Here is an 18570-nt window from a genome sequence, read left to right on the forward strand (position 1 = left end):
GCCCCCATGTCTTCCGCATCGGGGCAGGGGCCGCGTTCATGCGCCAGCAGCATGGAGGCTTCTTCCGCCTTGCCGCTGATGTGCTTGAACATCTTGAGGTTCCAGACTTTCGCCATCGATCCTTCGAGCGGCAGGTTCTTCATCTGCAGGAAGGAATGGAAACCCATCACGCCGAGGCCGACGGAGCGTTCGCGCATCGCCGAATATTTCGCCCGCGCCATTTCTTCGGGCGCACGGTCGATGTAATCCTGCAGGACGTTGTCGAGCATGCGCATCACGTCTTCGATGAAGACCTTGTCGCCGTTCCACTCGTCCCATTTTTCGAGATTAAGCGAGGACAGGCAGCACACCGCGGTGCGGTCGTTGCCGAGATGGTCGATACCCGTCGGCAGGGTGATCTCGCTGCATAGGTTGGAAGTCGAAACCTTCAGCCCCAGGTCGCGGTGATGCTTCGGCATCATCCGGTTCACCGTGTCGGAGAAGACGATATAGGGTTCGCCCGTGGCCAGCCGGGTTTCGACCAGCTTCTGGAACAGCGAACGCGCGTCCACCGTACCGCGCACTTCGCCGGTCTTGGGCGATAGCAGGTCGAATTTCTCGCCCGCGCGGACCGCTTCCATGAATTTGTCGGACAACAGCACGCCGTGGTGCAGATTCAATGCCTTGCGGTTGAAATCGCCCGACGCCTTGCGGATTTCGAGGAATTCCTCGATTTCCGGATGCGACACGTCGAGATAGCAGGCGGCACTGCCGCGCCGCAGCGAACCCTGGGAAATTGCCAGCGTCAGGCTGTCCATCACCCGCACGAAGGGGATGATGCCGCTGGTCTTTCCGTTGAGGCCGACCGGTTCGCCAATCCCGCGCACATTGCCCCAATAGGTGCCGATCCCGCCGCCCTTGGACGCGAGCCAGACGTTTTCGTTCCAGGAGTTGACGATCCCTACGAGGCTGTCGGACACCGAATTGAGATAGCAGGAAATCGGCAGTCCGCGGCTGGTGCCGCCGTTGGACAGCACCGGCGTGGCGGGCATGAACCACAGCTTGGAGATATAGTCGTACAGCCGCTGCGCATGATCCTGGTCATCGGCATAGGCATCGGCCACGCGGGCGAACAGGTCCTGAAAATTCTCGCCCGGCAGCAGGTAGCGATCGATCAGCGTGTCCTTGCCGAAATCGGTCAGCAGAGCGTCGCGACTGGTGTCCGTGACCACGGCAAAGCGGCGGTCGCGCACTTTCTTGGTGTCGGCCTTGTCTGCCGCGGCACCGGCAGAATTCACCGCAGCAGCCAGCGCGCCGGTCATCGCCTGCGCCGCCTTTTCCGCCACCAGCGCGTCGCTGCCCTTGTCTGCCGTGTCCATCGTCACAATTTGCTTCTCTTCATTCTTGGCCGGAGTTTTTGCCGGCCGGGGCGGGGGAGTGTCGTCGATCGTGTCGTTACCATCCAGATCGAGCCCCATGGCTGCATCGTCCCCGCTTTTGAAATCCATCTCAGCCCCGTTCTCAATGTGGTGGGAACATTGCCCCCAATCAAGCCAATGTTCTACTTCCGTTCGATTCGGCGGAGCGTGTCCCCACCTAGCAATTTTCGCAGGCCGAAGGGGAATTACTTTTCCCCCCACATACCCACAGATACCGCCGAACGCCCATGCAACTGTCCCGAATTCGCCCTCGCCGCCTTCGCCAGGCAAGCCGATGGTGTAACAAGTTCTAGTAGGTGCCCCCCGGTAACCAACCACTAGATAGTGAATCAGTGCGTCCAATCACGCAAGAGGGTAAATTCCGATTTAATAGCCTGCCGACAGCCATCGGCCCGGGTGTATTGTCTTTGCAATACGCGCGACGCGTGGGGAAACCTTGGCTGGCGCGTTGCGCAAGTCCAAAAATGAATCTGCGAAAAAATATTTCACGGGATAAGATGATGTGCGGGCTTTGAATCAATCGAATCGGGACCGGAAATTCTGTGCCCCGCAGGCACGCAGTCCAGTGGAGCCCGCAGCCCTTGGCCAGGGCGACGATTGGCACTGCCGCAGCACCGCCCGCAGCGCGGAACGTCGACAGTGCCAATGTCCGCCTGAATTAAACTTCAGGTCGAGGGCGTGTTTCGAACATTGAAGGCAAAGATTTTACGCAGGTCCTTTCCTGAAGCGAGCCGCTGCGCTTCGCGTTTCTGAAGCTGGCGGGACAATTGAGCGTGTTGAACAGGGCTGTTCGCAATGATTATGTTGGCAAGGTACAACTGGTCTTCCGACAGCCCGCTCGGCAGTGGATGTAGTACCTTTATTTTCGAAACGGCTCTTTTGGCGAGCCGGTTGACCGCCAAGGAACTGGCCCCGCGATACATCGTGATGTTCGCTGGTTTACCGTCGGGACCGCATTGAAAAAGCACCTGGGCCACGCCGGACTCCTGCACTTGGGAGCGAAGCGGGGTGGGCGATTGAAGGTGTCGATCAAGATCGCGGGAAATATCTTCGGCAAACCGCTCGATCGAGCGATTGGAAGACACCACGATGTCGGCCTTCTGGGCCTGTATTGCGGAAAGCGGGAGGGCAAGCGATGCTGCAATTGCAACTGATGCTAGTATTTTCATCGGATCATCCTTTTTTCAATGGGATGACCGGCCACAGAGGAAAATCGCTGCAGCGACCCTGTTTTATAGAAAGCGCCTTAGCAGCGCATACGACGATCTTTTACTGGTCGATCAGTCAAAACGCGTCTGCGGGTCGCTATTTTGGCAAAGGGAGAAATACTCCGATTGGGACAAATTGTCAATTTTTTCGACACTCGGGAGCACGTCTCTCCGCGGTTCTGAGCCGCTGATAAACCGGACAATTTTTTCATGATGCTGCACGTACCAACTTTCTACGTCCGCGGATCGGCAACGCCGGCTCCGCGCAGCGCTTCGAGTCGCGCAGGCAGCTACAAAATAGATCCTCAGGCGCTGGCGGCATGCTCGGCGATTGCGTCGGCCATGGGTTCGACCAGCTCCACCGGAAGGTCGTGCCCCATGCCGGGGAACAGTTTCAGCTTGGCGCCGGAAATATGCGCTGCGGTGTCATGCGCGCCTTCCACCTTGACCAGCGGATCGGCCTCGCCGTGGACCACCAGCGTCGGCGCGGTGATCGCCGCCAGCCGGCTGCGGCGGCTTCTGTCGGCAATGATCGCGGCCATCTGGCGGGCCATCCCGGCGGGATAGAAACTGCGCCGGAAATTGGTTTCGATCTTCTGGTGCAGAACCGCCTCGTCAGCCGGATAGGCGGGGCTGCCGATGGCGCGGGCGACGCGCACGCCGTGAGCGCGGATCGTGGCCAACTCGGTGTCGGCCGGGCGGGTAGTCAGCGCGCTCATCGCTTCCTTGTCCGCCGCGGGCACGCTGGAATGGCCGGTGGTCGACATGATCGAGGTCAGGCTGAGCACGCGGGCCGGATGTTCCGCCGCGATCAGTTGCGCGATCATCCCGCCCATCGACGCGCCGACGATATGCGCCCGCTCGATCCCCAGCGCGTCGAGCAGACCGACCCCGTCCGCTGCCATGTCCGACAGCGTATAGGGCACGCGGGGCTTCAGTCCGAAGCGCGCCTTGATCATGGTCCAGGGGATCGAGACCTTGCCTGCATCGTCGAATTTATGGCTGAGGCCGATATCGCGGTTGTCATAGCGGATCACCCGAAAGCCGCGCGCCACCAGCGCCTCGACCAGCTCCATCGGCCACAACGTCAGTTGCGCGCCCAAGCCCATCACCAGCAGCATAGCGGGATCGCTCTCAGCGCCGTAAGATTCGTATTCCAGCGCAATGTTGTTGGCGGTGATTTGAGGCATGGATTAAACAACTTTCGTGTTAAAAAGAGAGCCTACACCGGCGGTGACAGCCATGGCCAGCGCGCCCCAGAAAACTACCCGGACGATGGATTTCAGGGTTGGTGATCCGCCCACCCGGGCACCCATAAAGCCAAGCGCCGCCAGAAAGATCAGCGAAGCGGCGATAACACTGGAAACAATCGCATCTGCCGGCGCCGCCAGCACCAGCAGCATGGGCAATGCGGCACCGACGGCAAATGTCCCCGCCGACGCCAGAGCCGCTTGCAGCGGCCGCGCGGTGGTAAGTTCGGAAATGCCAAGTTCGTCGCGGGCATGGGCACCAAGTGCATCGTGCATAGTGAGCTGGCGGGCAACTTCGCGCGCCAGATCGGGTGCAAGGCCGCGCTGCGCATAGATGGCGGCCAGCTCATCCAATTCAAATTCAGGTTGGTCCCTCAGTTCCCTGCGTTCACGGTCAACATCGGCGTTTTCAGTGTCTGATTGCGAGCTGACCGATACATATTCCCCCGCAGCCATCGATAATGCGCCAGCCACCAGACCGGCGGACCCGGCAAGCAGAATGGCGGGCTTGTCTGCCGCAGCCGACGCGACCCCGACAATCAGGCTGGCCGTGGACACGATCCCGTCATTCGCGCCAAGCACCGCTGCGCGTAGCCACCCGATGCGGCCGATAGTGTGGGATTCGCTGTGCAGTCTGCTCATCTCTTTTGCTCGTCCCTGGGTGCGCGTCTTATGGCACCAGTATCGTATCGCGGGCTACTTCGTCCGTTTCAGGATAATCGAGCGTATAATGCAGCCCGCGGCTTTCGTGCCGCGCCAGCGCAGAACGGACGATCAGTTCGGCGCTCTGCAGCAGGTTCCGCAGTTCGATCAAATCGGTCGTGACGCGGAAATGGCCGTAGTAATCGGCGACTTCCTCGTTCAGCAGCCGGATGCGGTGCTGCGCGCGCTGCAGCCGTTTGGTGGTGCGCACGATCCCTACGTAGTTCCACATGAAGCGGCGGATTTCGGTCCAGTTCTGCTTGATGATCACTTCTTCGTCCGAATCGGTGACGCGGCTTTCGTCCCAGGCATTGACCGGCGGCGGCGCGGCGAATTCGTCCCACCGCGCGAGGATGTCGGCCGCTGCCGCTTCGCCGAACACGAAGCATTCGAGCAGACTGTTGGACGCCAGCCGGTTCGCGCCGTGCAGCCCGCTTTCGGTGCATTCGCCGGCCGCATAGAGGCCGGGCAGGTCGGTCCGTCCCGCCAGATCGATCAGGATCCCGCCGCAGGTGTAATGCTGCGCGGGCACCACCGGAATGGGGCCGGTGGTCATGTCGATCCCCAGACCCAACAGCTTTTCATGGATGGTCGGGAAATGGTCCCTGACAAATGCGGCTGGCCGATGGCTGATGTCGAGATGCACGCAGTCGAGGCCGTAGCGTTTGATCTGGTCGTCGATCGCACGGGCAACGACGTCGCGCGGGGCCAGCTCCATGCGTTCCGGATCGTAATCCGCCATGAAGCGGCGCCCGGTTTCCGGGTGGAGCAGATGCCCGCCCTCGCCCCGCACGGCCTCGGTAATCAGGAAATTCTTGACCTCCAGATTGTACAGGCAGGTCGGGTGGAACTGCATCATTTCCATGTTGGAAACCCGAGCGCCCGCGCGCCACGCCATCGCGATACCATCGCCCGTCGCGCCCCGCGGTGCGGTCGAAAACTGGTACACCCGGCCCGCACCGCCCGCCGCCATGATCGTGGCGTGCGCGGTATGCGCTTCTACCTTGCCGGTTGCGTCATCCAGCGCATAGGCGCCCCAGACCCGGCCGGAACCGGAATATCTGGTCTCGTGCTTGCCGGTGATCAGGTCGACGCAGCTGCGCCCCGGCAGCATGGTGATGTTGGGGTTGGCGCTGGCGGCCTTCAGCAAAGCCTCCTGGACGGCCCAGCCGGTTGCATCGTTCACATGCACAATCCGGCGGTGCGAATGGCCGCCCTCCCGCGTCAGATGCAGGTCGGCGCCTTGTGCGTTGAAGGGTACACCGAGCTCGGCCAGCCGGGCGATCGAATGCGGCGCGCGTTCGATCACATATTCGACCGTTTCCAGCCGGTTGAGGCCCGCGCCCGCGCGCATCGTGTCCTGGATATGGTTCTCGAACGTGTCGCCTGCGTCCAGCACCGCGGCGATGCCGCCCTGCGCCCAGGCCGTGCTGCCGCCGTCGAGCGATCCCTTCGCAAGGACGAGAACCTTCCGGTGCTGCGCCAGGGCGAGCGCGGCGGTCAGCCCGGCAGCGCCCGACCCGATGATCAGCACATCATGCACCTGACTGGTCATCCGCGGGACGCCGCGCTGGTCAGCGACACGAAGACATCCTCCAGATCCGCCTCCCGCGTGGTGACATCCTCCACCACCAGGCCCTGCGCCTGGAGGATCGCGAGCACCTGTCCGGCAGTCAGAATGTCCTTGTCATAGGTCACTTCCACCCCGCGCGGCCCGGCCAGTTCGCTTTTCACGAAGGCATCATGCACCGGCGCGGCGGCGAGATCGCTGCCCACGGTGACTGCGACAATCTTCTCCCGCGCCATGTCGACCATTTCGCGGGTCGGCTTGTTGGCAATCAGCTCGCCGTGGTTGATGATCGCGATCCGGTCGCACAATTGCTCGGCTTCCTCGAGGTAATGGGTGGTCAGCACCACGGTGACCCCGTCGTCGTTAAGGCTGGTGACCAGTTCCCACAGCAATTTGCGCAATTCGACATCGACGCCCGCGGTCGGCTCGTCGAGGATCAGGATCGGCGGAGAATGGACCATCGCCTTGGCGATCAGCAACCGGCGCTTCATTCCGCCCGACAGGGTGCGGGCGTAGGCATCGCGCTTGTCCGCCAGATGGACCGCCTTCAGCAGCGCTTCGGACCGGCGCATTGATTTGGCAATGCCGTAGAAACCTCCCTGGTTTTCCAGCACCTCGAAGGGCGTGAAAAAGGGATCGAAGACGATTTCCTGCGGTACGATCCCGATCGAGCGCTTCGCATTGCGGGTTTGCGCGTCGATGTCGAAGCCCCAGATTTCCGCCGTGCCGCTGGTTTTGGTTACCAGCCCGGCAAGAATGTTGATCAAGGTTGATTTGCCCGCCCCATTGGGACCCAGAAGGCCGAAAATGCCGCCTTGGGGGACATCGAAACTGACGCCCTTCAGCGCCAGCTTGCCATCCGTTCCCTGTTCCCCGGCATAGCGTTTCACAAGGTCGCGAATGGCGATGGCAGGCGGTATATCGGGCGCCAGGACTGGTCCGGTAGGTGCAGGCTGAACGGTCATTCCGTCCACCTAATGCGCAGGTGTGCGGGCCGTAAAGCGGTTTTAGTGAACGCAGATCCCTTACGCGCCATTAACCATCAAGTCTGCCGGGGCATTTACCATTCCTGCGCTACGGGGTCGCCATGAAGTCAGCCCCATCTCCTGCCGGTTCCTGTGCGCGGGCAATTGCCAGCATGCGGGTTGCATCGCTGGCGCTGGTGGCTGTCTGCCTGCCGGCCTCCCCTGCCCTGGCGCAGGCAACGGATACGGTCGATGTCCGCGCAACATTGCTGGGCGAATTGAGCCTGGTCAAAGCCGAAGACCTGGATTTCGGCAATATCGCGGGCACTGCGGCCGGAACGGTGGTGATGACGGCTTTGGCCAGCCCGACCTGTACTGCCTCCGCTGGCCTGGTCCATTCCGGGGAATGCCAACCAGCCACATTTGTCGGCAAGGGCCAGAACGGGCGGATCGTAAGGATCAAGAAACCCGCTGGCGACCAGATCATCCTGACCGGACCCGGTGCCAATATGACCATCACCAACCTGGTGCTGAACGGCGATCCGGAACTTACCTCGATCCAGCAGACTCCGGGCTTCAGCCGCTTCCGGATCAATTCCGGGTCGGGCTTCTTCGCGTTCCGTCTTGGCGGGCAGCTTAACGTCGGGGCGAACCAGCCGAGCGGCCTCTACACCGGTACTTTCAACATCGATATCAATTACGACTGACGCAGGGCTGCGGCCCGCTTGCGAATCCGCGACCATGTGCCTATCGCCTTGCCCTATGACCATTCCGCCACCCGAAACCATTTTTGTCGATCACGCCCGCGTTAGCTGTAACGGTGCCAGCGCCATTCGCGGCCCCGCAGACGGGGGCGCGTTCTACACGCCAGCCGCGCTGGGGCATCCGTTGGTCTATCTGGAGATCGACGAGCACGGCTACGTCGATTGCGGCTATTGCGACCGGCGGTTTGTGCTGCGAGGCGGACCGGCGGATGGCGCGAAACAGGCAGAATTGCCGGACATTTCGGCGGGTGCCAGCTGATTTCCAAGCAAGATTGCCAGCGGGCCTAGCCTGTTCCTGTCGGTGCGCTCACCGGAGATTGTGACCGCCTGGTTCCCCTCCTCCTCACATATTAGCCACCCACTGGTCGCCGCTGGTCTGGTAAGCCCGCGTTAACCCCACTTGTTGACCACGCTTGGTCACCGGAAATTCTGTTCCGACGGGCTATATACGGTGTCCTATCGGGGGCATTGTTCATCGTGTATTGCACAACTTCCATTCACGGCTTCACGGCGGCTTTCAAGGCGCGCGCGGCATTCCGCAGCCTGCTTGCCATGGGTGCGCTTTCGGTGGCAGCCCCCTCGCTCGCTGCCGACGATGCGATTGCCGTGAGCACAGCTCTGGTGTTCGACGGCACCAGCCTGCAGAACGTCCAGGCGTTGCAGTTCGGGCAGATCGTTCCAACCGGTTCGGGCGGCGCGGTGACGATCAACGCGGACACTGGCAGCGTCAGCACCATCGGGGAGGTCGTCGCCCTCGGCAGCAACCAAACCCGCGCCCGCTTTACCCTCGAAGTCCCGATCGGCTTCACCATGATAATTTCCGGTGATCCTTCGGTGGTGCTTACCCGGGCAGGCGGCACGGAGACCATGACGGCTTCCCTGATCCACCGGCCGACCAGCGGCCTCGCCGCCGTGACGGTATTCGGACTGCCGATCGGACTGGTCGCGACGGCCCCGACGCAGGAAATCCACACCGGGGGATCGCTGGTGGTGGCGGGTAACCAGGCGGACGGCTTCTATGAAGGCACTTTCACGCTGATGGTCGCCTATCTTTAGCCGGTTTGCCGCCCTATATGAGCGGCATGGACACCTTCGATCCCGCATCGCTGATTTATGCCGACGGCAAGCTGACCCCTGCAGAGGCGCTGGCGCTGGCCGCGGAAACCCTCTCGCGCTGCGATGATGGCGAACTCTATCTGCAATTTGGCGCCAGCGAGGCATTCACTTTCGATGACGGGCGGCTGAAAACCGCCGATTATTCGCGCGATTCCGGGTTCGGCCTGCGCGGTATCTCGGGCGAGATGACCGGTTTCGCCCATGCCAACGACATCAGCGCCGCCGCGATCCGGCGGGCCGGGGAAACATTGCAATTGCTCGACCCGGCGAAGGGCCAGCCTGCCCCGCCGCCGCCGCGCAGCAACCGGCACCTTTATACTGATGCCAGCCCTCTGGACGCGGTGCCTTTTGCCCAAAAGGTGCAATTGCTGGAAACGATCGACGCCGCCGCCCGCGCCCGCGATCCACGCGTGGCGCAGGTCACGGTATCGCTGCTCGGCAGCTGGAAAGTGGTCGAGATCGTCCGCGCCGACGGGTTCGTGGCGCGCGATATCCGCCCGCTTGTCCGGCTGAGCATCGCCATCGTGGCCGAAGCAAACGGCCGGCGCGAGACAGGTTCCTTCGGCATGGGCGGGCGCTATCTGTACGGCCGCCTGTTTGATCCGGCGGAATGGAACCGCGGGCTCGACATCGCCGTGGCGCAGGCCATGACCAACCTCGAGAGTGTCGATGCTCCGGCAGGGGAAATGACCGTGCTGCTCGGCCCCGGCTGGCCCGGCGTGCTGCTGCACGAGGCCATCGGCCACGGGCTGGAAGGCGATTTCAACCGCAAGGGCACCAGCGCCTTTTCCGGGCGGCTGGGCGAGCGGGTGGCCGCGCCGGGCGTGACCGTGGTCGATGACGGCACGATCGAAAACCGCCGCGGATCGCTGTCGATCGACGATGAAGGCACGCCGACATCGGAAACCGTGCTGATCGAGGACGGCATTCTGAAGGGCTATATGCAGGACCGGCTCAACGCGCGGCTGATGGGGGTTCCCGCCACCGGCAACGGGCGCCGCGAAAGCTACCAGCATGCGCCAATGCCGCGGATGACCAACACCTTCATGCGCAGCGGCAAGGATGATCCGGCCGAGCTGCTGTCCCGCGTGAAGAAAGGCATTTTCGCCAAGAGCTTCGGCGGCGGGCAGGTCGATATCGTCTCCGGCAAGTTCGTGTTTTCCTGCACCGAGGCCTATCTGGTCGAAAACGGCAGGTTGGGCGCGCCGATCAAGGGGGCGACGCTGATCGGCGACGGGCCGAGCGTGCTGACCAAGGTGCGCGGTATCGGCAACGACCTGGCGCTGGACGAAGGGGTGGGCGTGTGCGGCAAGGGCGGGCAAGGCGTACCCTGCGGTGTCGGCCAGCCGACCTTGCTGGTGGACGGTCTGACCGTCGGGGGCACTGCCTGAAAACCGGAAGCCAGAATCGGCTCGTCGGCCTGAAGGCTCAAGTCAGCGTGTGTTCAGGGATATGTGATACTCTACGCGATAGGAGAAACGGTAATGGTGATCCGATATCTGCCGCGCAGGATCTCGCTGCCAGTGATCGCAGCCCTGTCCTGTCTCGCGCTCCCGTTCGGGGCGCAGGCGGAGGATGCGGGTAAGCCGCAAGATTCGGCGGGCGAAGCCGAACTGGCAAGGCTGCTCGAAGGCCGAACCAAGGGCGAGCCGCAAGGATGCCTGCGGGACAGCCAGCGGCGCAGCATGGAAGTGATCGACCGCACCGCATTCGTGTTTCGCGATGGCGACACGATCTATGTCAACCGGCCCGAGGGGGCCACATTCCTGGACCAGTTCGATGTGCCGGTTTTCCGTGTTTACGGTTCGGACGTGTGCCGACTGGATCAGGTCGAACTGCGGAGCCGGACGTCCGGGATCGGCGGCCCGGTGGTGGTGCTGAACGATTTCATCCCGTACAAACGTGAGAAGGAACCCAAGCAATGATGCCGCTGAAACAGATCGCCGCCCTGACGGCCCTGACCTTGCTCGCTGCCCCGGGTGCCGCGCAGCCGGACACCGGCGAAAAGCCGAGCAAGGGCGCAACCGAACTCGCCAAATTGCTTGATGGCCGGGTCGCCGGTGAACCGCAGACCTGTGTCCGCACCTTGCCGAGCGAAAGCATCAACGTGATCGATGGCACGGCTCTGGTCGTGGGGCGGGGAAAGACGATCTATGTCAACGTGCCGCAATACGCCGATTCGCTGGATGAAGACGATATTCTGTTGATCCGCAGATATAACGGCAGCCAATTGTGCCGCCTCGACTGGATAGAAACGCGCGACCGGCACGGCGGGTTCTACAACGGGAACGTGATGCTGAACGACTTCGTGCCCTATACCCGCGCCGAAAAGGGTTCCGGCGAAGGCTGAGACACGCCCGGAGGCTCAACGCATCGCATTCATCCGGTCGATGATGTCTTCGGCCTGCGCCATGATCCGGTCGATCAGTTCCCGGCAGGTCGGGATATCGTCGATCAGCCCGGCCACCATGCCGCAGCTCCACGCGCCGGCGTCCATCTCGCCGTGCATCATGATTTTCGGATAAACCCCGGCGACTTCCTCGATTATGTCCTCGAATTTGAGGTCATCGCCGAGCGCCTTTTCCTTGTCCAGCAGCCGTTCGACCGCCGCGTTGGTCATCACCCGCTCGGTGTTGCGCAGGCTGCGCATCACCAGCCGCGTATCAAGCTCGCTCGCCGCCACGATTGCCGCCTTCACATTGTCGTGTACCGGCGCTTCCTTGGTGGCGATAAACCGCGTGCCCATGTTCATGCCCGCCGCGCCCATTGCGAGGCTGGCGACAAGGCTGCGCCCGTCCGCCATGCCGCCGGATGAGACGAAGGGGATTTCCAGTTCGTCCGCCGCGCGGGGCAGCAGGATCATGTTCGGAATGTCGTCCTCGCCCGGATGGCCGCCGCACTCGAAACCGTCCACCGAAACCGCGTCGCAGCCGATGCTCTGCGCCTTCAGCGCGTGGCGCACCGCGGTGCATTTGTGGATCACCTTGATCCCGGCGTCCTTCAGATAGGGCAGCACCGCCACCGGATTGTTGCCCGCGGTTTCCACCACGCTCACGCCGCCATCGATGATCGCCTTGATTATCGCAGGATAATCGGGCGCGTTGACGGTAGGAAGGAAGGTGACATTCACCCCAATCGGCTTGTCGGTCATATCCTTGCACCGCGCGATTTCATTGGCGAGATCGCCGGGCGTCTTCTGCGTCAGCGCGGTAATGATCCCCAGCCCACCTGCATTGGAGACCGCCGCCGCCATTTCCGCGAAGCCGACGTAATGCATTCCCCCCTGGATGATGGGATGCTGAATGCCGAACATCTTGGTAATGGCGGTTTTCATATGTCTCTCCCTATGCGGCCCGCACGCGGGACCGAAATTTTTGCGGCAGGGTTAGAGCCGGAACCCCCGGTCATGCAAGGCGCTTGTCCGATTGCGGCGCAGCGTGCAGATCAGGAACTACAACTGCCAGAGGAAATGCCGTGCTCTCCCCCCAAACTCCAATCGGTTCGCCATTCCATTATCGCTCAACCGCCATGGAAGTCGCCAAAGATATCGACCTGACGGGCAAGACTATCGTCGTCACCGGCGGTTATTCGGGAATCGGCACCGAAACCGTCCGTGCTCTGGCCAGCTGCGGCGGGCATGTGATCGTGGGCGCGCGCCGACCCGATAGGGCCCAGGAAGTGTTGGACGAAATGGATGGCACCATTACCATCCTGCCCCTCGACCTGGCCGACCCGGTGTCGATCGACAATTTTGCGCACAAAGTTGCCGCGCTGACGGACAGTCTGGATATATTGATCAACAATGCAGCGATCATGGCTAACCCGCTCACCCGCGATGCGCGTGGATATGAAAGCCAGTTTGCGACCAACCATCTCGGCCATTTCCAGCTGACCGCGCGGCTGTGGCCCTTATTGGCTGCGGCAGGTGAAACCCGGGGTGCGCGCGTCGTGGTGCTGTCTTCGGTCGGCCACAGGCTGAACGGGCTGGATCTGGCCGATCCCAATTTCGTGACCCGTGAATATGGAAAATGGCCGGCTTACGGGCAGGCCAAATCGGCCAATGCGCTGTTCGCCTTGCAATTGGACAAGATCGGCGCGCCGCATGGTGTGCGCGCCTTCGCGGTGCATCCCGGCGGCATTGTTACCGAACTGCAGCGGCACCTGACGATGGAGGAACAGGTCGCAATGGGCTGGTTCGATGAACAGGGCAACGTCAACGAGGTCTTCAAAACGGTGGAGCAAGGCGCATCCACCAGCGTGTGGTGCGCCGTCTCTCCGCTGCTCGATGGAATGGGCGGAGTTTACTGCGAGAATTGCAATCTGGGCGCGCCGGCAACCGAAGAAACCCCGCGCGGATCGGGCGTATCCCCGCACATTCGGGATGAGACATTGGCAGCAGCGCTGTGGGTAAAGTCGGAAGAAATGACGGGAGTCAGCTTCGCTGCCTGATCATTCCCACTCGATCGTGCCGGGCGGCTTGCTGGTGTAATCATACACCACGCGGTTGACGCCTTTCACCTCGTTTACGATGCGCGTGGCGCAGCCGGTCAGGAAACCGGCGTCGAAAGGATAGACATCGGCGGTCATCCCGTCGGTGCTGGTCACCGCGCGCAATCCGCAGACACTGTCATAGGTGCGCGCATCGCCCATCACGCCGACGGTCTTGACCGGCAGCAATACCGCAAACGCCTGCCAGATCGCGTCGTACAGCCCCGCATTGCGGATTTCCTCGAGATAGATTGCGTCCGCTTTGCGCAGAATGTCGCAGCGTTCCTTGGTTACTTCTCCCGGAATGCGGATCGCGAGGCCGGGCCCCGGGAACGGGTGGCGGCCGACGAAAATTTCCGGCAGGCCAAGCTCGCGGCCCAATTCGCGCACTTCGTCCTTGAACAATTCGCGCAAAGGTTCGACCAATTGCATGTTCATGCGTTCGGGCAATCCGCCGACATTGTGGTGGCTCTTGATCGTCACGCTGGGGCCGCCGGTGAAGGACACGCTTTCGATCACATCGGGATAGAGCGTGCCCTGCGCGAGGAAATCGGCCCCGCCGATGGCTTTGGCTTCCTTTTCGAACAGGTCGATGAAGGCGCCGCCGATGAACTTGCGCTTCTTCTCCGGGTCGGTCAGCCCGGCAAGGCCGGAGAGGAACATCTCCTCCGCGTCCACATGGACCAGCGGGATATTGTAATGGTCGCGGAACAGGGTGACGACTTGCTCCGCTTCGTTCAGCCGCATCAGCCCGTGGTCGACGAACACGCAGGTCAACTGTTCGCCGATCGCCTCGTGGATCAGCACCGCGGCAACCGCGCTATCGACCCCGCCGCTGAGGCCGCAGATGACCTTGCCATTCCCCACCTGCGCGCGGATTTCGTCGATCTTGGTCTTGCGGAATTCGGCCATGGTCCAGTCGCCCGCGAGACCGCAGACATGGCGTACGAAATTCGCGAGCAGTTTTCCGCCGTCGGGCGTGTGGACCACTTCGGGATGGAACTGGGTGCCATAGAATTTGCGGCTTTCGTCCGCGATCACCGCGAAGGGCGCGCCGTCGCTGGTGGCAACGATTTCGAAGCCGGGGGCGAACCGCGTTACTTTGTCGCCGTGGCTCATCCACACCTGATGCCGCTCGCCCTCTGCCCATAGTCCGTCGAACAGGGCGCAGGGACGGGTCACGGTCAGGAAGGCCCTGCCGAATTCGCCCCCTTCCCCCGTTTCATGGCCGGGCCGCACTTCGCCGCCAAGCTGGTGGGTCATCACCTGCTGGCCGTAACAGATGCCGAGGATCGGGACGCCCGCTTCGAACAGCATCTGCGGTGCGCGCGGGCTGCCTTCGTCGGGCACCCCGGCGGGCGAGCCGGACAGGATGATCCCCTTGGGCTTCAGCCGGTGGAAGGCCTCCTCTGCCTGCGTGAACGGCGCGATTTCCGAATAGACCCCCGCTTCGCGGACCCGGCGGGCGATCAGCTGAGTCACCTGACTGCCGAAATCAACAATCAGGATACAATCGGACGCGGCGGGCGGGAGCGCCGAATCGGACGGAGCGGGGGCGGAATGCGGGGTGCTGGTCATGCGGCGGGGTTAGGATGCGCTGCAGAAGCTGGCAAGCGCGGGCGGGAGCCCGAAGCGCGGACGTCCCCAGCCGTGTTTGCGCCCGCTGCACGTCAGCCGGCTGTGTGTTGCAAAAAACGAAACACATTTGGCAATTTTCTCATTTGTATAAAGCGCGGCGTAATATTATTTCAGCGCCATACCGGGTCGGCAGAGCTCTCTCCCCCTCTCCCCTCTGCCGCCCCGGCACAACAGAACAGGAGCATCACGATGCACAGAATAGCATCCCATGTCCTGGCCTTCCTCGCAGCCGTTTCGATAAGCGGTGTGATGATCGGCGTCCCGATCGCCTGACGATCCGGCGTCTGATCCCAAGCGAAGGCCGAGAGGCGCGGCTCACTCCACCTCCCCCCTCCCGGAGTGGCCGCGCCTCGCTTTTCGCACCTCCCGCGCCTGATCCGTCCGGCACCGCTGGGAACGGTGGAAAAACCCCCCGGCAAACGGCCAATTCGCTTGGGTTACAGGCCCCGAAGCCCTATATGATGGGCATGAGTGAAACACCCGAAAACCAGCCCGCAGCAGCTCCCGAAAATGCGGGTTCCGATACCACCAACGGTGCGCCCGCCAAGGCTCTCCCGAACCAGAACCTTTACGAAGCGGATTCGATCAAGGTCCTCAAGGGCCTCGACGCGGTGCGCAAGCGGCCGGGGATGTATATCGGCGACACCGACGATGGCAGCGGCCTGCACCACATGGTGTTCGAAGTTTCGGACAACGCGATCGACGAAGCGCTGGCCGGTCACTGCGATCTGGTGCTGATCGAACTCAACCCCGACGGCTCGGTCTCGGTGGAAGACAACGGCCGCGGCATCCCGGTGGACATGCACAAGGAAGAAGGCATGTCTGCGGCCGAGGTCATCATGACCCAGCTGCACGCGGGCGGTAAATTCGAGAACACCTCGGACGAAAACGCCTACAAGGTTTCCGGCGGCCTCCACGGTGTGGGCGTGTCGGTGGTGAATGCGCTGTCCGAATGGCTGGAACTCACCATCTGGCGTGACGGCAAGGAGCACTGGATGCGCTTCGAGCATGGCGACAGTGTCGGCCCGCTGGTGGTCAAGGGCGATGCCCCGCCGGCTGAAGACGGCGGCAATCGCAAGGGCACCCGGGTCACCTTCATGGCCAGCACCGATACGTTCAAGAATGTCCTCGATTTCGATTTCGAAAAGCTGGAGCATCGCTACCGCGAACTCGCGTTCCTCAATTCCGGCGTCCACATCAAATTGCGCGACAAGCGGCACGAAGAGGTGGTCGAGCACGACCTGTTCTACGAAGGCGGCATTGGCGCGTTCGTGAAATATCTCGACCGTAACAAACTCGCGCTGATCCCCGAACCGATTGCGATTTCAGCCGAGCGGGATTCGATCGGAATCGAAGTCGCGCTGGAATGGAACGACAGTTATTATGAAAACGTGCTGTGTTTCACCAACAACATCCCACAGCGCGACGGCGGCACGCACCTTGCGGCGTTCCGGGCTGCGCTGACCCGTACGCTCAACAATTACGCCGAACGCACCGGGCTGATGAAGAAGGAAAAGGTCAGCCTGACCGGCGAGGATATGCGCGAAGGCCTGACCGCCATCGTCTCGGTCAAACTGCCCGATCCGAAATTCGGTTCGCAGACCAAGGACAAGCTGGTATCCTCCGAAGTGCGCCAGCCGCTGGAAAGCCTGATGGCGGACAAGATGAGCGACTGGCTGGAAGAAAACCCTGCCCACGCCAAAACCATCGTTCAGAAAATCATCGACGCCGCCGCCGCGCGCGAAGCGGCCAAGAAGGCGCGCGAACTGACCCGGCGCAAGGGCGCGATGGACATTGCCAGCCTGCCCGGAAAGCTGGCCGACTGCCAGGAACGCGATCCAGCCAAGAGCGAATTGTTCCTGGTCGAAGGCGATTCCGCCGGCGGCAGCGCCAAGCAGGGGCGGGACCGGCATTACCAGGCGATCCTGCCGCTGAAGGGAAAGATCCTCAATGTCGAACGCGCGCGGTTCGACCGGATCATTTCCTCCAAGGAAGTCGGCACGCTGATCCAGGCGATGGGCACCGGCATCCGCGACGAATTCAACCTCGAAAAACTGCGCTATCACAAGATCGTGATCATGACCGACGCCGATGTCGACGGCGCGCATATCCGCACCCTGCTCCTGACGTTTTTCCACCGCCAGATGCCCGAAATCATCCGTTCGGGCCATCTGTTCATTGCCCAGCCGCCGCTGTTCAAGGTCAACAAGGGGCGCAGCGAAGTCTATCTGAAGGATCAGGCCGCGCTCGACCGCTATCTGGTCGAAGGGGGCCTGCAGGGCCGCTTGCTCGAAAGCTCCGGCGGTGCGCGCGGAGGGGCGGAATTGACCGGCCTGGTCGATCACGCGCTGCGGATTCGCAACCTGATGGCTTTCGTGCCGCGCAAATATGATCCTGCGCTGATCGAGGCAATGGCGCTAGCGGGCGTGCTCAACCCCGATCTCGGCAAGGCAGGGCGAGAGGCTGCGCTGACCAACGCCGCGCGCCGCCTGCAATTGGGCGATCAGGAAGCCAGATGGTCCGCCTCGCTCAAGGACGATGGCGGTGTCCGGTTCGACCGGCTGTGGCGCGGGGTGACCGACGTTCACGAGATTGACGCCGCGTTCCTGACAAGCGCCGAAGCACGCAAGATGCACAAGCTCGCTTCCGAACAGGCCGATGTGTACGAAAACCCGTCGCGCCTGGTGAAAAGCTCCGCAGCGGACTTGCAGGAAGCCGAAACGGAAGGCAGCGCAGAGGATGACGGCGCCGATGATGCGCCGGTTATTTCTGCCGACGAATCGATCACCCGCCCGACGCAATTGCTGGATGCGGTGCTGGCGGCGGGGCGCAAGGGTCTTGCCATCGCCCGCTACAAGGGGCTGGGCGAAATGAACGCCGACCAATTGTGGGAAACCACGCTGGACCCGGACAACCGCGCCTTGCTGCAGGTCAAGGTGGAAGACGCCGACGTGACCGACGAGATCTTTACCCGCCTGATGGGCGACGTGGTCGAACCGCGCCGCGAATTCATCCAGGACAACGCGCTCAACGTCGCCAATCTCGACACCTGAATGATTCTGCTGGCCAGCGCCGCCCTCGCCGTAGTGCTGGCCGCCGCAGCATGGCTGGTCTTCGTCGGCCTGGTCTGCGCGGTGCGCCCCGATCTGGCACTGGCGCAGCTTGGCAGGATGGGCGGCAGTTGGGCTATCCAGATCGGCGAACATGCGCTGCGCGCGGCGGCAGGCGCGGCGCTGATCCTGCGGGCCGATTATTCGAAGGCACCCGAAATCTTCGCCATCGGCGGCTGGTTCGTGCTCCTTTCCTCGCTCGCGATCCTGATCCTGCCGCGGGCATGGCATCACGCCTATTCGCGCTATTGGGCACAGAAAATACCGCCGGTTGCCGTCCGGATCATGGCCATCCCTACTTTCGCCGCGGCGGGCTGGCTCGCCTATGCCGCTTTCTGATC

The 18570-nt window shown here is 62.3% G+C and carries 17 protein-coding genes; 9 read left to right on the forward strand and 8 right to left on the reverse strand.

What is annotated here, in order from left to right; translation table 11 throughout:
* The 6 genes from U0988_RS11790 to U0988_RS11815 form a co-directional block, all read right to left on the reverse strand.
* Nucleotides 1-1487: ribonucleoside-diphosphate reductase subunit alpha (locus tag U0988_RS11790; RefSeq protein ID WP_322292825.1), on the reverse strand; the 1487-nt coding region annotated here is incomplete at its 3' end.
* A 596-nt stretch (nucleotides 1488-2083) separates the two neighbouring features.
* Complete coding sequence (locus tag U0988_RS11795; RefSeq protein ID WP_322292826.1) at nucleotides 2084-2587, reverse strand: hypothetical protein; 504 nt, start codon at nucleotides 2585-2587, stop codon at nucleotides 2084-2086.
* A gap of 344 nt (nucleotides 2588-2931) precedes the next feature.
* Nucleotides 2932-3816, reverse strand: coding sequence for an alpha/beta hydrolase (locus U0988_RS11800; protein WP_322292827.1), 885 nt, complete (start codon nucleotides 3814-3816; stop codon nucleotides 2932-2934).
* A 3-nt stretch (nucleotides 3817-3819) separates the two neighbouring features.
* Nucleotides 3820-4518 carry a VIT family protein gene (locus U0988_RS11805; RefSeq protein ID WP_322292828.1) on the reverse strand — a complete coding sequence of 233 codons (699 nt, stop codon included), beginning with the start codon at nucleotides 4516-4518 and terminating at the stop codon, nucleotides 3820-3822.
* A gap of 28 nt (nucleotides 4519-4546) precedes the next feature.
* Entirely contained in the window at nucleotides 4547-6133 is a 1587-nt protein-coding gene (gene nadB / locus U0988_RS11810) for an L-aspartate oxidase (RefSeq protein ID WP_322292829.1), read from the reverse strand.
* Nucleotides 6130-7113, reverse strand: coding sequence for an ABC transporter ATP-binding protein (locus tag U0988_RS11815; protein ID WP_322292830.1), 984 nt, complete (start codon nucleotides 7111-7113; stop codon nucleotides 6130-6132). Before U0988_RS11815 ends, nadB begins: the two co-directional genes overlap by 4 nt.
* A 122-nt stretch (nucleotides 7114-7235) precedes the next feature.
* Between U0988_RS11815 and U0988_RS11820 the strand changes: the two genes are divergently transcribed.
* The 6 genes from U0988_RS11820 (at nucleotide 7236) to U0988_RS11845 (ending at nucleotide 11343) form a co-directional block, all read left to right on the forward strand.
* Nucleotides 7236-7820, forward strand: coding sequence for a DUF4402 domain-containing protein (locus U0988_RS11820; RefSeq protein ID WP_322292831.1), 585 nt, complete (start codon nucleotides 7236-7238; stop codon nucleotides 7818-7820).
* Nucleotides 7821-7875: 55 nt separating this feature from the next.
* A complete protein-coding gene (locus U0988_RS11825; RefSeq protein WP_322292832.1) occupies nucleotides 7876-8136 on the forward strand; it encodes a zinc-finger domain-containing protein in 261 nt (86 codons plus the stop codon).
* Between the two features lie 293 nt (nucleotides 8137-8429).
* Nucleotides 8430-8933 carry a DUF4402 domain-containing protein gene (locus tag U0988_RS11830; RefSeq protein ID WP_322292833.1) on the forward strand — a complete coding sequence of 168 codons (504 nt, stop codon included), beginning with the start codon at nucleotides 8430-8432 and terminating at the stop codon, nucleotides 8931-8933.
* A gap of 26 nt (nucleotides 8934-8959) precedes the next feature.
* On the forward strand, nucleotides 8960-10384 hold the full coding sequence (gene tldD / locus U0988_RS11835) for a metalloprotease TldD (protein ID WP_322292834.1): 1425 nt from the start codon (nucleotides 8960-8962) through the stop codon (nucleotides 10382-10384).
* Between the two features lie 93 nt (nucleotides 10385-10477).
* Entirely contained in the window at nucleotides 10478-10918 is a 441-nt protein-coding gene (locus U0988_RS11840; protein WP_322292835.1) for a hypothetical protein, read from the forward strand.
* Complete coding sequence (locus U0988_RS11845; protein WP_322292836.1) at nucleotides 10915-11343, forward strand: hypothetical protein; 429 nt, start codon at nucleotides 10915-10917, stop codon at nucleotides 11341-11343. Before U0988_RS11840 ends, U0988_RS11845 begins: the two co-directional genes overlap by 4 nt.
* Nucleotides 11344-11358: 15 nt before the next feature.
* Here the strand turns inward: U0988_RS11845 and U0988_RS11850 are convergent, their stop codons facing one another.
* Nucleotides 11359-12327, reverse strand: coding sequence for a nitronate monooxygenase family protein (locus tag U0988_RS11850; RefSeq protein ID WP_322292837.1), 969 nt, complete (start codon nucleotides 12325-12327; stop codon nucleotides 11359-11361).
* Between the two features lie 140 nt (nucleotides 12328-12467).
* On the opposite strand from U0988_RS11850, the gene U0988_RS11855 reads away from it, so the two are divergent.
* On the forward strand, nucleotides 12468-13442 hold the full coding sequence (locus tag U0988_RS11855; protein WP_322292838.1) for an oxidoreductase: 975 nt from the start codon (nucleotides 12468-12470) through the stop codon (nucleotides 13440-13442).
* Here U0988_RS11855 and guaA read toward each other — a convergent pair whose 3' ends face one another.
* Nucleotides 13443-15059 carry a glutamine-hydrolyzing GMP synthase gene (gene guaA / locus U0988_RS11860; RefSeq protein WP_322292839.1) on the reverse strand — a complete coding sequence of 539 codons (1617 nt, stop codon included), beginning with the start codon at nucleotides 15057-15059 and terminating at the stop codon, nucleotides 13443-13445. It lies immediately after the preceding gene.
* Between the two features lie 518 nt (nucleotides 15060-15577).
* Here guaA and gyrB point away from each other — a divergent pair.
* Together gyrB and U0988_RS11870 are read left to right on the forward strand one after the other, a co-directional pair.
* Nucleotides 15578-18172: a DNA topoisomerase (ATP-hydrolyzing) subunit B gene (gene gyrB, locus U0988_RS11865; RefSeq protein ID WP_416172394.1), complete on the forward strand. Its 2595-nt coding sequence runs from the start codon at nucleotides 15578-15580 to the stop codon at nucleotides 18170-18172.
* Nucleotides 18173-18568: a hypothetical protein gene (locus tag U0988_RS11870; protein ID WP_322292841.1), complete on the forward strand. Its 396-nt coding sequence runs from the start codon at nucleotides 18173-18175 to the stop codon at nucleotides 18566-18568. It begins immediately after the preceding gene.
* The last annotated feature ends 2 nt before the right edge of the window (nucleotides 18569-18570 follow it).

Source organism: Allopontixanthobacter sp. (genome assembly GCF_034376665.1).
Classification (GTDB): domain Bacteria; phylum Pseudomonadota; class Alphaproteobacteria; order Sphingomonadales; family Sphingomonadaceae; genus Allopontixanthobacter.